Origin of the sequence: Okeania sp. SIO1H4 (assembly GCF_010672695.1) — a bacterium.
GTDB classification, from domain to species: Bacteria; Cyanobacteriota; Cyanobacteriia; order Cyanobacteriales; family Microcoleaceae; genus Okeania; species Okeania hirsuta.
On sequence record NZ_JAAHGB010000027.1, the window covers coordinates 66,874 to 82,149 of the forward strand.

At 34.7% G+C, this 15,276-nt stretch carries 8 protein-coding genes and 1 tRNA gene; 3 read left to right on the forward strand and 6 right to left on the reverse strand.

Going from position 1 to position 15,276, the window contains the following annotated elements; all coding sequences use genetic code 11:
- Positions 1-137: 137 nt before the first annotated feature.
- A complete protein-coding gene (locus F6K06_RS18425) occupies positions 138-677 on the forward strand; it encodes a DNA cytosine methyltransferase (protein WP_161564604.1) in 540 nt (179 codons plus the stop codon).
- Positions 678-1,014: 337 nt separating this feature from the next.
- On the opposite strand, the gene F6K06_RS18430 is transcribed toward F6K06_RS18425, so the two are convergent.
- From F6K06_RS18430 to F6K06_RS18450, 5 genes are all read right to left on the reverse strand, one after another.
- Positions 1,015-5,574, reverse strand: coding sequence for a tetratricopeptide repeat protein (locus F6K06_RS18430; protein ID WP_287242426.1), 4,560 nt, complete (start codon positions 5,572-5,574; stop codon positions 1,015-1,017).
- A gap of 927 nt (positions 5,575-6,501) precedes the next feature.
- A complete protein-coding gene (locus F6K06_RS18435) occupies positions 6,502-9,387 on the reverse strand; it encodes a tetratricopeptide repeat protein (protein WP_287242429.1) in 2,886 nt (961 codons plus the stop codon).
- A gap of 112 nt (positions 9,388-9,499) precedes the next feature.
- Positions 9,500-9,838: a hypothetical protein gene (locus F6K06_RS18440; protein WP_124145818.1), complete on the reverse strand. Its 339-nt coding sequence runs from the start codon at positions 9,836-9,838 to the stop codon at positions 9,500-9,502.
- Between the two features lie 85 nt (positions 9,839-9,923).
- Positions 9,924-10,172, reverse strand: a complete 249-nt coding sequence (locus F6K06_RS18445) for a hypothetical protein (RefSeq protein ID WP_287242432.1) — start codon at positions 10,170-10,172, stop codon at positions 9,924-9,926.
- 99 nt (positions 10,173-10,271) lie between these two features.
- Complete coding sequence (locus tag F6K06_RS18450; RefSeq protein ID WP_287242435.1) at positions 10,272-11,207, reverse strand: calcium-binding protein; 936 nt, start codon at positions 11,205-11,207, stop codon at positions 10,272-10,274.
- 1,841 nt (positions 11,208-13,048) lie between these two features.
- Between F6K06_RS18450 and F6K06_RS18455 the strand changes: the two genes are divergently transcribed.
- A tRNA-Ser gene (locus F6K06_RS18455) sits at positions 13,049-13,138 on the forward strand.
- A 67-nt stretch (positions 13,139-13,205) separates the two neighbouring features.
- Here the strand turns inward: F6K06_RS18455 and F6K06_RS18460 are convergent.
- Complete coding sequence (locus tag F6K06_RS18460; protein WP_124145821.1) at positions 13,206-14,135, reverse strand: serine hydrolase; 930 nt, start codon at positions 14,133-14,135, stop codon at positions 13,206-13,208.
- Positions 14,136-14,338: 203 nt separating this feature from the next.
- Here F6K06_RS18460 and F6K06_RS18465 point away from each other — a divergent pair, with 203 nt between their 5' ends.
- Positions 14,339-15,049, forward strand: coding sequence for a C40 family peptidase (locus F6K06_RS18465; RefSeq protein ID WP_124145822.1), 711 nt, complete (start codon positions 14,339-14,341; stop codon positions 15,047-15,049).
- The last annotated feature ends 227 nt before the right edge of the window (positions 15,050-15,276 follow it).

The window sequence follows — 15,276 nt, forward strand, 5'->3', positions numbered from 1 at the left end:
CGGAAAAACCACAGGCAACTCATTCAGAATTTGGAGAGGTTTTAGGTACAGAAAAAGCAATTACTATTTGGCAAGCAATATCCGATCTACCTCAAGTAGGAATTGGGGAAAAAGTAGGGATTTTTGATTATGATAAATTGGCTGAATTTGCATATCAAGTTTGGTCGAGAGAAGGGAGTAAAAATGTAGAAAACCACACAACTCAAAATCATAGTCAAAGAGTTTTAGAAAAAATTAGTTCTGTTCCTATGGGAGAAGGAATGAAAGTATTTATAGATAAGTATGAAGAGAATAAAGTAACTTATTGTGGAGGATATAGAAGGGCAAAAAAGCATATACCTTCTTATACTGTTTATTGGACAAGAGGAATGACTTCTATTCATCCTGAAGAAAATAGATTTTTATCTCCTAGAGAATGCGCTCGTATTCAATCTTTTCCTGATTACTTTATTTTTAAGGGTACAACAATTGAAAACTATACACAAATTTGTAATGCTGTACCACCACTTCTAGCAAAAGCATTTGGTTGCTACATCATTAAAGTTTTAACAGGTGCAGAAATTAATCCTATTCCTTGGCAGTTCTCTAGTAGGGATAATCATCAAAACTACAGAGGGAAAGTTGATAGCAAAAGTGAGGATAATAATTTTCCAATTCAGTTAAAATTACCGTTTTAAATTAGACATCTCCACCAAATCAGGGAATAGGGAGAATTAATTGATAATTTATGGATGAAGAATTTTTCTTAAAAGAGGGAATAGGAAATACTCATTGATTTGAGACAAATATCTTGATTATTTTTCCTTCTTCCCTCTTCCTTCTTCCTTCTTCCTTCTTCCAATTCAGTTAAAATTACCGTTTTAAATTAGACATCTCCACCAAATCAGGGAATAGGGAGAATTAATTGATAATTTATGGATGAAGAATTTTTCTTAAAAGAGGGAATAGGAAATACTCATTGATTTGAGACAAATATCTTGATTATTTTTCCTTCTTCCCTCTTCCTTCTTCCTTTTAAATCAAACTAGGACATTTCAAATTCACCATTCCCAGTCGCACATGAGAACCATCTTGGAGAATAACTTCTAAGGAGATTTTCATCTCTGGCGCAAATTCAAGTACTTCTAATTCTCCCCAAAAACCACAATATTTAGCCTCTGGAATTTCTGGATGAATTTCTCCTACGTCTGGACGATGTAAATTAGCAGGAATTTCTTTGATTATTTTGCCCGCTACAATTAATTCTACTGTAACTGGAGGAGATGTTTTTCCTACTACCCATCCTCCAATACAAATGGAACTAATATCTTTTTCTACTCCTGGTTTTGGTACATCTATAGAACATTCTACTATTTCTGGATCTTTTTCATATAAAGAAACACTAACTTCGACATTTGTTTTAATCCTTAGACTGAAGTCTTCTTGTTGTCGAGTTAGATGAGGGTTATAACAAGGGTCTTTATCTATTAAATGTTTCCATCTTTGCTTCATCTTTTGAATTTCTTGTTGGAAACGTAATTGTTTTTCTCCTGTATTTTCTACTCCCCGACTTTTCGATTCATGGTGATACAAAACAGCGTGAGGTACATAAATATTTCGATAACCTTTATCTATCATTTTCAAACATAAATCTACGTCGTTAAATGCTACAGCTAATTCTTCATCAAACCCACCCATTTCTTCAAATACTTCTCGCCGACACATTAAACAAGCGGCAGTTACGGCAGAATAATTATTCACACAAATAATTTGACCATTGTATCCACTATCAGTAGGAGAAAAACCTCGATGACTATGGTCTGCTACGCTCCGCATTCCTAATACTACTCCGGCGTGTTGAATTGTATTGTCTGGGTATAATAATAAAGTACCGACTGCTCCTATTTTTTTTCTTTGTGCTTGTTCGACCATTGCTTCTAACCAGTCAGGAGTTTTTACTTCTGTGTCATTATTTAAGAATAGTAAATAATCACCTTCTGCTTTTTCTGTGGCGAAATTATTGAGCTTTGAAAAATTAAAAGGAATATCATGTTTATAACATTTGAAACGTTGTGGTTCTTGATTTTTCCACGCTTCGATAATAGCTTTTGTTTCTGGTTCGTTGCTGCCATTATCAATCAAGATTACTTCGTAATTTGGGTAAGTTGTTTTGCTAAAGATTGACTCTAGGCATCTATCTAAAATGTCTCCTAAGTTTCTGGTGGGAATGATAATACTGACTAGCTTTTTCTCTGGAATTTGATAACGAATTTGATAGAAACCAGGATGTTGAGGCAGATTATAAATTGTTCCTTTTTCTCCTCGTCTTTCTAATGCTTCTGTTAATGCTTTTTTGGCTGTTTCTACTGAAATTATCTGATTTATTGCTACTCCATTTTCGGAAATTCTGTTGTGATAAAGTATTTTGGGAATGTGGAATATTTTTTGACTTTTTTCGCTTAAGCGCAGAATTAAATCATATTCATAATTATTTTCATATCCTGCTCGAAAACCGTTCAATTTTTCTAGTAATTCTCGGCGATATATACATAGATGACCAGTGTACATTCGAGATAAAAATGAGTCTGGACACCAATCTGGTTTAAAGTATGGTTGAGTTAATTTCCCTTCTTTTGTTAATTTATCTTCGTCTGAATAAACCATATCTGCTTCTGGATGTTTATTCAGAAATAGCGCCATTTCATAGAGGGCGTCTGGGGTTAAAATATCATCAGAATTTAACAGGGTAACAAAATCTCCTGTTGTTAATGCTAAGGCCGTATTTAAGTTTGTGGCAATATCTCCACTTTCATCTTTTAAGACTAATTTGACTCTGTTATCTGTTTCTAGATTTTGTGGAAGTTTATCGGCAATATAACAGATTTCCCAGTTTGGATAAACTTGATTTATAACTGATTCAATTGTCTCTTGGCACTCTGGATATGTTGTTTTTTCTGGCAAGATAATACTAATTAATGGTTGATATCGAAAGGTGTCTAAATTTTCCGACATCTTCTTTAGTTTTTCTGAACTAGGTAAGTTGGCTTTGAGCCATAATTGATAGATATCTTCTCTTTCAACTACAGGAGAATTTGAGGGAAAAATAACACTTGCTTGTTCATTACTTACTATTTCCTTTTCCCTTTTCAAAAGAGCGACATTTTCCTGTTGCTTGTTTCCTATTTCCTGTTCCCTTAAAACTTTTTTCTTAGGTAATATATTTTCTAACTGAGCTTGAATTTCAGGGTCATCTGGATTAATTTGTAAACCTAACTGATAAAAGGCGATCGCTCCATGAGTTTTCCCTTTTTTTACTAATGTATTGCCTAGTTGTAAATAAAGTTTGTGGTCTTCTGGTTTGATTTCTAATGCTTTATGATAAAGCTGTTCATTTTCTGGGTTATTTTCTATGGCTTTTTCGTACCATCTTATGGCTTCATCTAAATCTAATTGAGCCCGTTTTTTCAGGGCATCTCCTAATTTTTGATAAGCTTCTGGTAGGTCTGCTTTTAATTCTATGGCGCGACGATATGGGTCTATTGCTTCTTGCCAATTTCCGGCTGACCACAAAGCTTTTCCTAAGTTAATATAAGACCAAGAAAAGTCAGGATTTAGTTCTATTGCTTTACGATAAGGTACAACAGCTTCTGACCATTTTTCTAGTTTTAATAGACAGTCTCCTAAGTTATTATGAGACCAAGAAAAGTCAGGATTTAATTCTATTGCTCGACGATAAGGTACAACAGCTTCTGACCATTTTTCTAATTTCTTGAGAGCTTCTCCTAAACTATTGTGATACCAAGAATTATCTGATTTTATTTCACTTGCTTTTTTATATACTTTGGCAGCTTCTGACCATTTTTCCTGCTGTGAGAAAATTTCCCCTAATTTTCCATAGGGAATATCAAATTCTGGATAATTTTCCGTTGCTTGACTGTAAGCTTTGATTGCCTCTTCTACTTTTCCTTGTTCTTGGAAATATTCTCCATATCTATAATAAATTTCTCCAATTTTTTCCTTGATTTCTATTTTATTTGGTTCTAGCTGTTTGGCTTTTTGATAATTTTCTAAAGCTGACTCTAGCTGTCCTTGATTTAATAAAGCATCTGCTAATTTTTCGTAAGGTTCTACATTATTTGGATTGGCAGATATGACTCTTTGATAACAAGCAACTGCTTCTTCCCACTGCTCGTTTTGAATTAAAATTTCTCCTAATTTATAACTAGCTTCTACTAATTGTGGCTTTAACTGAATTGCTCCTTGATAACAAGCGATCGCCTGTTCTAATTTACCATTTTCATTCAGAGTATTTCCGGTAAATAAAAATTCTTCTGCTGTGGCTTTTTCTGGTTCTAATCTTAATACTTGAAATAAACATTCTGCTGCTGCTGCTGACTGATTAAGCTGAGTATAAACTTTCGCTAAATTACGATATGCTCCAGCAAATTCTGGTTTAATTGCAATTGCTCTGCGATAATATTGTATTGCTTGTTCCCACTGTTGTTGTTGAGCAAATATAGTTCCTAAATTTGCATGAACTTCTACAAAATCTGGTTTAATTTCTAATGCTTTTTTGTACCAATCTAATGCTGGTTGTAATTTACCCATAGCTTGTAGAGAATTACCGATTATTTTATAAGCTTTGGGTTCTGGTTTAATTGAAATAATTTTCTGACTTAAAGTAATTGCTTGTTGCCATTTTTTCTGATTCACATAAGTCTCTGCCACCATCATATAAGTTTCTATATCTTCAGTATTAATGGTAGTCACACTTGGTTGAGGTGAAATATTATTTGTCTGTTCTGCTGCCGCAAGGGTATCATTAGCATTTGCTTGATGATTATTTAAACTGCCAACTAAAGTATCTTGTGGTTCTAATTCTTTACTAGAAATTAAATTATATTCACTAGCTCTAATATCTGTTGAAGTTTCTACTTTTGTATTGGTATTAGTTGCTCTAAGTTCGATAGCTTTGCGCAAACAAACTGTCGCTTCATCTAAATTCCCCTGCTTTTTTAAAGCTTCTCCTAAATTTTGATAAGCTTCTACAGAGTTAGTATTTAATCTAATAGCAATTCGGTAACAAGATATTGCCTCATTTAAACCACCCTGTTGCTGTAGATTTTTACCTAAATTAAGAATTTCTTCTAGGGTAGCTTTTTCAGGTTCTAGGGAAAATGCTTTGTATTGACAATATGTAGCAGATTTTTCGTTACCCAAACATAACCATACTTTTGCCATATTGCGATAAACTCCGGCAAAATCTGGCTTCAAATTTACAGCTTTTTGATAATAGGATATTGCCTCTTGCCATTTTTGCTGCATGGCATATAAACTGCCGAGATTAGCATATACTTCCGGCCAATATGATTTAATTTCTAACGCTTTTTTATAGTAATTTTCTGCTGCTTCTAATTTTCCTTTTACTTGCCAAATATTACCTAAAGTTTTGTAGGGTGGAGCATAATTTTCTTCTATTTTTATAGCTAATTCACAAGAAGCGATCGCCTCATCAAATTTTTTTTCGGCTACATAAGCTTCTGCTTTTTGGTGGAATTTTTCTGCTGCGCTTTCTGGAGGATTTGTTGATGACATTTTATCTCTTTTTTTTGCTACTATGAATTAAGTTAATTTTCGGCTTGACTCAAAATTTAATTGAAAAGCGGGCAATAGTTTCTATTTTTATTCCTTTATTTTTGACCCTCGTAACTTCAGTTATCAGTTATCAGTACCTCCTGTAATAGTGAGGCAAGAAAATACGGAATTCTCTTTTCTCTTGGTTGATTAGATATTGCGAGGAAATCTCGCCATTTCTCGACCGCTTTTTATCTCCTTAAAAGGGTAGACTTGAGACCTAATTTTTTTGTCATTATGCTCCGTAGGTGTTAGTTTTATGGAATAGACGATTAGTTGTAGGTAACAAGACTTTACCTAACACTATCTCTTTGTAATGATGAACTTAATAATTTTTTTTACAGTCTTATTTTACCAATCGTTATCATCTTTTATTCAGGGTAACTTCATAGATAAATTGTATAATATCACGTTATGAGGGGCTAGTTATTAAATAGGAGTCAGAAGTCATATCATGTCCGGTAGCATCGGTATTGTAAGCGCGAAGGTAAGGAAGAAGGAAGAAGGAAGAGGGAAGAAGGCTTAAAAGCTTGAAAAAACTTAAATTTCCTGTAGATATTCACTTTTGGTTTTACACAAACGCGCCCCAGCGGACATGATATCAGGAGTAGGAATGAATGGTTTTTATGCTATTTTTTAGTATTAATTAGGACTTGCTGATTAATTCTCAAAGCATTGACATATAAAGGCCAGTATCTTTTGAGTTTGAAAAAAGTGCCAACTTTTCAGTCTAATATAAAATCTGGTTATACGGATGTTCTATTGAATATGAATTGAAAAATTCATGCTATTCAAATTCTTTCTTTCTTTGTGCAAACTAACTCCTGACTCCTGACTCCTGACTCCTGACTCCTAAAAAATAACCTATTTATTTGTAGCAAATATCTATCAAATTGGTATAATACCTACAGCTTGAAGCATTAAATTGAGTGACCCTAAGTTCACCAAAATATCTTCTACAAGGGAACTTTCATACATTAAATTTCTAATAGGATAACAACTAAATGCTTCACCTACTAAAAAGTAATGTTCAAGTCCTAATAATTGGCTAATATGCCAATAGTAATATCTGAGATAGTTGGGCGAGAAAAGTTCAATAACTTTGGTCTCTGGATTACAGAATACTATATTTGTCAAACCACTTCCATGAGGAGCAACTATAATTTTCGCATGAGCAAAGGTAGCAATTTGACTTTCTAGGGACATAGACTCTGGAGTAATACAGGTAAAACCAAATTTGCTTAATATCTCTACTACCTCTGGTTCATTCATTACTCGACGATACCTAGCATTACTCCTACTTATGTATATTCTTTCTGGCAACCCTGACTTCTTAATAATTCTTTCTTCGAGAAATGCTTCCCTCAAAAATTTTACTCCCCACGGTTGTAACCATCCTAAATAACTAGGATATGAAGGGACGACTAATTCTTCTGCTTGAATGTAGGGATGGCGATCGCTTGCCAGAATTTTCTCTTCGGGAATGCCAAGAATTTTTAAGGTCTCCTGTTGAAAAGGTTGTTGATAATCATTAACCAAAAACCAATCTATATCTTCTAAATTTATACCCCGACGTAATATTTCTATTCTGGGTAACAGGTCTACTATCCAGTGAAAATACACATTTCCCGACAGTACTGATAATACTGCCACTTTACCATGAATTTTCTCTAGAGATGGAAGTTCTTCTAAACCAAATATTCGATGTTTACTTGGGTCATGGTTGGTACATCCTGGTAATGGGGATGGATACTCCCTAGAAATATCTGCCAGTAAATAGTTGTCTGGAGTCATAATGGCGATCGCGTAACATAGTCTCCAGTAATTTTTCTTGGGCATAACCCAAGTTCTTCCCTCTGGTACTATTGTGACGAAATTGGGAGTCTGGGAAATTTTCAGAAAGTGAGGAAAATTCGACAAACTATTTTTTGAGTCTTTTGTCAAGGAGGGTATATCCCCTTTTTTTGCTTGCTTGAGGAAAGAGCTTTTTTTCCCTAAACTCTGACTCAAAAAATCCGTATCTTGGCTAAACCCACTTCTACCATTGAGACTATAAACTGCTGGGGCGAGGTATTTGACTTCAAAATACTGATAAATTTCCCATAAACATTTACTACAATTTAACCCATGACATTCTAAATTTTTCTGCTTATTTTTAGAGCTTAATTCCTGAATTGAAGGTTTAGTAATTTCTTCTATATCTTCTGTTGTGGATTTTTCTAATTTTACTTCTATATATCTTGGCCGAACATTGTTAGTATCTAATTGATCGATCCAATCTTTTGTAGATAAATATAATCCTTCTAATTGTTGATAAGGCTGAAGATTATTGTTGAATATCTGCGAATCTAATATTATTGTTTTTTTAGATAAAATTTTACTGTAACAATCTATCGCTTGCTCCCATCGCTGTTGCTTTTCCAGAACCTTTCCCAAATCAAAATAAATACTTATCGTCTCAGAAACTCTATTTTCACTTAATAATATTTGGATAGCTACCCGATAACTAATAATTGCTGGATTTAACCGTTTTTGTTTAACTAAACAATTCCCTAATAAACAATAAATCTCTGGTAAATTTGCCTGAACTTGTAAAGCTTTTTGATAAAACATCTCTGCACTAGCATAAGACTCGTTTTCCATCAAAACATTGCCAAAATGAACATAATATTCGAGCAAATATTCAGATGTTTTCCGATACTGCTGCTGAAAACTTTCTGAATAACTATCTAATTTTTGCAGCTCCTTAACAAAATTTAAACCAGCTACCTTTGTCAAATACAATTCATCAGATACTATCTCCTCCGCATTCTCCAACTTCGCCTCCCATAACCGACAAAAACCATCCACAAATTGATGATTAATAATCGCCTTTTGTAAATAAAGAAAAGCAGCCTTAAACCTCCCTATACCCATCAAAGAAAAAGCACAATCACTATAAGCTAATACATTATCTTCTTCTGACTTTAGTTGAATAACTGCTTGAAAACATTTTACTGCCCACTCATGCTCCCCAATAACTTGTAATACTTTACCCAAATTATAATGCGCCTTAATAAAAGTAGGATTTAACTCTATAGCACGACCATAAGCAGCGATCGCTTGTGCCGGATTTTCTGTTGATAAAGCATGACCAATATTATTATATAAATCTGCTGAGTTTGGTTTTAAACCTAACCCCTGCCGATAAACTTCAACAGCTTCTTCCGTTCTATTCAAATCCGCTAAAACACCACCTAAATTATTATAAGCTTCTACAGAATTAGGCTTGAGTGCGATAATTTTTCGATAAATATCAACTGCTGCTTGATAATTTCTTTGCAACTCAAAAACAATACCCAAACTAAAATAAGCCTTAATATAATTCGGCTTCAGAATAATAGCTATTTCATAACATTCTATAGCAGCTTCTAAATAACCAAATTGATGCTTTATATTACCCAGATTATAATACACTTCTGGCCATTTTAACCCTAAATTAATCCCTTGTTGATATTGACTTGCTGCTTCAATCAACCACTTTTTCTGACTATATAATTGACCAAGAAAAGCATGAACTTCCGCATATTCTGGCTTAATCTCCAAAGCTTTTGTATAAGAATACATAGCTGCCTGAAAATCGCCTTGAACTTGATAAATTTCCCCTAATATTCTGTAGGCATCCTCAGAATTTGATTGTAATTTTAAAACTTCTTGACAGGTTGCTATAGCTTGACTTAATTTACCTTCGCTCAAGTAGAGTTTTGCTAATCTGAGATATTCTTCTATTCCCATCCTTAGCCTAATAGTTAATCATCTCAAATAGTTGCTGGAGATATGCACTATAATCTTTGATTTAGTGCCGGGAGGAAAACAACCAGCAAATAAATGACTTTCCTCCGTTTACTTAGAACAAATTTAGCTGTTCTCCATTAGTACCGCTAAACTTCTTCCTGGATTTTTTTTCTTTCGGTTGTACCTCTGATATGCTTAACTCAGAAGTATCAAATATATTTAACTGAACTGGACTAGGTGAAATATCAATTATTTTATTGAAAAGGTTAGTAGTTTTCTGTTTGATTAATTCGCCAAATCTATAAGTGTACCCATCTGATTTGTGCAAGTGTTGACAATATTTATAACCAATTCCTTGTACAGTTTCAGTCTTAGTTTTAATATTGAAACTGCCAGTTTTTCTGACTGCAACTCTACTAGAATAAGTACCAATCTTGTTGCTTTTAGTCACAACTGCTTTCACAAGATCGCCAGTTTGAAAACCATAGAATGATTTCTGTCTGAACTTAGGTGCAGTTCTAGGAAAAAAATATTTATCATTTTCTTTGTGGGTTTAATACCCCACCGTCTACACGGTGTTCAAAATTACTTGGGGTGAGAATCCCCATGTAATTTTCCTCCTGTCTCCTGTCTCCTGTCTCCTGTCTCCTGTCTCCTTCTTCAACTAACTTAACCATTTGGCGAGAACCTCTACCCATTGCTTTAATTATTAATAGTTGATAGTTCTGAATATTTAAACTATCTGGGGTGGAAAGACCAACACAAGTTGCATCAGTCCAATTCACTAAAAATTTATCCCCCCTAACCTAATTTTAGAGGGGAGTCAGAATTCTCATTCTAGGGTTATACCGATATGTTAAACCGCATCTATATATTAACCAGACTTAGAAGATTTCAAAGTCAGTGTTTTGTAATGGGTTATTCGCATCATATACAGTCTCATCAACCTTGGCAAATTGATTTTCATCACCCACTGATCCTGTTGGGTTATAGTAGACTAAACCATTAGTAGGGTCATATACAATTGCTGCAGAACTTGCTCCATCAACTACAGGGTTGAAATTCTCAATCACTGCAAACTGGTCTGCTGGCAGTGGGTCGCCATTTGGCGTACCTGTTAAAGCATTAAATCTGGCATTTTCAGGAATGAATGGACTAGCAGCGAGAACTATCTTATCTCCTTCACCTCTATTAAAGTCTGTTAGAGTGTCAACTCCATAACTACCATTTGAATTGTACCAGAAGAAGAAATCATCAGCTCCAGCGCCACCGGTTAAAATATCGTTATCCCTAGCTCCTGATATGAAGTCATCTCCAGCACCACCATCAAGAGTATCGTTACCTTTACCTCCATCGATAATATCATTGCCCTCATTACCCTCTAGGAAATCATTGCCCTGATTACCTCTGATATCATCATCTCCCGATCCACCTCGTGCTACATCGTCTCCGCGATCGCTAAAGATAATGTCTTCTCCTTCACCACCTTCTAAGGTATCATTATCTCTACCACCTCTCAGGCAATCATCTCCATCCCCTCCTTGTATAGAGTCATTTCCTCGGTTTCCTTGGATTGAGTCATTGCCAGTACCACCAACGCCAGTATCTTCACCTTCTCCTAATGCCACTACATCATTGCCACCGCCAGATGCTACTATATCATCACCAGCTAAAGCTGAAATTTGGTCTGCACCAGATGTCCCAACTCCACGATCGGGAAATGGTGTATATACTCGGACACGACCTCCATCGGCGATGCCAGTACTTACATCGGTTACTGGATCTGTTTCGGTACCTGGTGGAATTACTACTTGAGTCACTTGCTTACCTCGTTTTTTAGTATTTACTATTACTGATTTATGTTTGATTAGCTCAAAGAGCTAATTTTAGATTCTGTATAGATAACCGTTTTTGTCAACCTATATTTTCATTTCTAGGGACAATTTAGCCCTTGTGAATTAAGACATCACAAGCATAACCATTGTTCCCCATGACTACACCACTACCTAATGTTATAATTCATGTTTTATGAACTAGGCCAGGTTTTTTTCTGCTGCAACAGATACATTTTTTAGAAAGTTATAATTATGTACTGTTTGGTATATTTTTGCATCTTTAAGACTATATATGATTTTGTCTAAATATTACAGATATTTTTTGGCTCAATCTATATGAACCTCCAGAATTTTAACATAGTATGAGCTATTGTCAATTCCCCAATTTGTCGATTAATTTGAAATTCTATAAATAAATTCTGTAGTTACAAGTTAACTTTTGCTTTGAATAACTTCTACAGATTCAGTTTTTTTATATCATATTAAGATCTAAGATTAGCTTTACACAGAAAAAGGTTGAAAGTTCCTAGTCTTTAGGTAGGGGATGAAAATGACGGTGCGATATTTATCCGGCCGAAGTGATAGAATTAAAGTGTGAGTAAAGAAGTTCATCTGCATCTGGAACTGTCCTAGTATAGATAAATCCCGGCATTTAAGAAACAACGGTTGATACATTCAACGGCAGTATGACTATATCACTGCAAGCAATGGCAGGACAGGGAGTGTAAGATTTTGGTATAGTTATAGAAACTCCTGAAAGCTGCTAACAAAAAGTAAGCACAATCTATATGAGTTAATGTCAATACAAGTGAGTGTCTAGGGGCATTTTGACTAGTCCCACCCGGATAAATCTCTGGGTGATAGTTAAGAAAAAGCGAGCAATGTTTATTGATCCCATTGCGTAGCATCCGCTGAGAATCCTTGTCTGTTTAGAGCAGGGAGAAGTCGAAAATTGGACTTGGTATTATTTGCCAATTTATTTAAAGCTACTTGATAGTATTTGTGTTTTTGTACTATTAATATGATTGAATTATGAACTGATCAGGAACAAAATCTAATTATATTCGCCTTAAGCTTTTTTGAACTTAATAAATTCTCAAAGTACCGGTATCTAATTTCTAATTCAGTACCGGGATTAAAACAAAATGAGTCGGAAGCATCCAGACTAATAATTATTGTGCTATGATAATTTGTGTGAAATATGTACTGCGCTCATATTAATGGTGAAAGTCAGCTATCTTTAACTAAGCTTCTACTAAATTATGGGAAACAAAAGCGTTTAAAACTCATTCCAGAGTTAGTAACCATATAACTCTAGGGAGCCGAAAAGTTTATATCTATGAATTTGTTTACTGAGGATTGTGGCAACAAACTCTAAGCTAGAAGTAAAAGATATCAAGATTAAGTAACTAGGAATAGTTGTTCGAGAGTTCAGGTAATCCTTTATTTTTACCTAATCTTTACTTTGGGAAATATAACTTCTATAATAGTCCTGCCATAACCAACAAATATCTGTTATCTCAACGTTGCTTGAAGGCCCGCGCTCTCCTGACAAGGGAGTGTCTTATGGAAAAATAAATCAATGTTGCGGTTTTCTCAATAGTGTGCTATGGTAAATAAAATAAGGCTGGTTACCTAGTATTGTCTAGGGGATATGTCGAATTAGGGACTTACTGTTGATTGACCGTAAGACCGGAAAAAGCCTCGACCTTGGAGGCAGATAAGTTAAAATCAGAAAGCCCTAATCAGCCATGGTTAGGAATGCTGTGCTGTCGCCTAAGGGCAAAGTTGGCAGAATGTCAAAAAAGTAGATAATTATTATTATTGGAGAGGTGGCTGAGTGGTCGAAAGCGGCTCACTGCTAATGAGTTGTACGGGAGAACCCCGTACCGAGGGTTCGAATCCCTCCTTCTCCGTTATAAATATAGTTAAATTAAATAAATTAAAGACATAAAACATAAGAGAAAAAATATTTTTGTTCTTTTATTGTAATTTTTTCATTGCCTCTACAAACCTTTGGGAAATATAAGGCATTATCTTTTCATTTTGACTAAGGTTCTTGCCTTCTGTAAATACAACTAAAAGATATGGCTTAATATTTGGTAACTCAATATAAGCAAAATTATGACGCACTTGGTTGTCCGAGCTTCCTTTGCACCATACTTTAGTATCCTGAGGTAGACTATCGTCCAAAAATCCTATAGATTGTTCCTTACTTCTATCTCTTAATTTATCTTGGCTAGGATTTTTCTTTAACAAGTTCATCATTTTTTGTGAGGCGACAGGAGATACTGCAACCCCACCCACAATACTATGTAGCAAACGAGCTGTGCTATGAGTAGTAACTATATTTCGATTTTCCATCAATAGTCCTTGAAACATCCTTTCTCGACCATAAGGACCATCACACCATGTTTTTTGATTAATATTAATGAATTTTAACTCAGGCCACTTCAGAGATTGAAAATAACGATTGACAAAGTTACGTTGATATTTCCAGGTTTGAAAAGGTCCTGATGATATTTCAGGTCCACTGGTAGTTCCAGTTAAAACATCTACAACTAGACCAGTAGCATCGTTGCTAGAATAAACGATCATATCTCGAATTGCTCTTTCTAACTCTTTTGAGGTTTTGACCATTCCTTTCTCTAACCACTCATAGATAGCTATAAGATAGAATAAATGGACTATTCCAGCAGCATACATTCGTTCATCACCGTGATCGCTCCAACCACGCACTTGCTGTTGCCAAAACTCTGTAGAATTCTTAATATTTCCTGCCATTGGTAAATCGTAGACTAACCAAGTTATCGCAATTTGCTCATAAGTTAATTCCGAAAACTCTATCTTGATTGCCTCTATAATGTCTTTACCCAGAATATTTAACTGTTCATCTCGATCAAAAAAAGTCATATAGAAAAATTAGGTAAAATTTAGAAAAGAGAAAAATACTTATTTAATAATATATGGATTGAGTGAAAAATTCTCTGTTAATTATTCCATAGTTATTGAAAATTAAAGCTATCTTTAAATAATAGTGATTCTGATAACTAAGGTTGTAATTTATATCCATAAAATATTATAATAACTTCAGTAAATTATCCAAGCGAAATTTAGTGTTCGACCAGCAATTATCTAATGTTGTTGAGTATCAGTGCCAAGCTAATATCAATATCTATGATTCTTCTGAGTGCAATATTTTGGTAACTCAAGCAGCAATTGGGCGAAATTTACAAGTTATCCAGTTACAGGAAAAATTCGACAGTGCAATTTTGGTCAAGTTACAAGAAGATGACTATCAAGGGTGGTTAAGATATACAGACATTGATAAAATTCAGCCAACACAAACTCCTTTTCAGCCTCACATTTTTGGCGAGACTGAAATTAGAGAGAAATTACCAGAGGTGATTGCTTTTACCTATAAAGCGATGAACACTTCTAATTATTATCTTTGGGGAGGTACAGTAGGACCTAACTATGATTGTTCTGGCCTTATTCAAGCTGCTTTTGTTTCTGTTGGTATTTGGTTACCTAGAGATGCTTATCAACAGGAAGCTTTTTGTCAGAAGATTTCCTTAGACAAATATCAATTAAATAATCAACTCATAGTCGGAGACTTAGTGTTTTTTGGCACTGGTGAAAAGGCAGATCATGTAGGATTATACCTGGGAGAAGGACGTTATATTCATAGTTCTGGAAAAAGTCAGGGTCGTAATGGCATTGGCATTGATGTATTGTCTGAAGTGGGTGATGAAGTTAGTCAAAGATACTATCAACTATTTCGGAGTGCAGCAAGAGTAGTTAGGAGTTATGGAAATACTAAGTAGGTTAACGTTAAAAATGGTCGTTATCAGAAGGCAACAGGCAAAATGAAAAGGGTTTTAGGCAATTTGACTTTTCGTTAATACTTCGATTGTTGGCGTTGGTAAAGGGATTTCGCCTTGGATTTGGCGGGATTATTAGGAGAAAGTCAACGCCAAAATATTGCTCAAATTACCGACAATATTATCGGCTCTTTATATAAAAATATACATCATTTTATTGCCTATGCCAA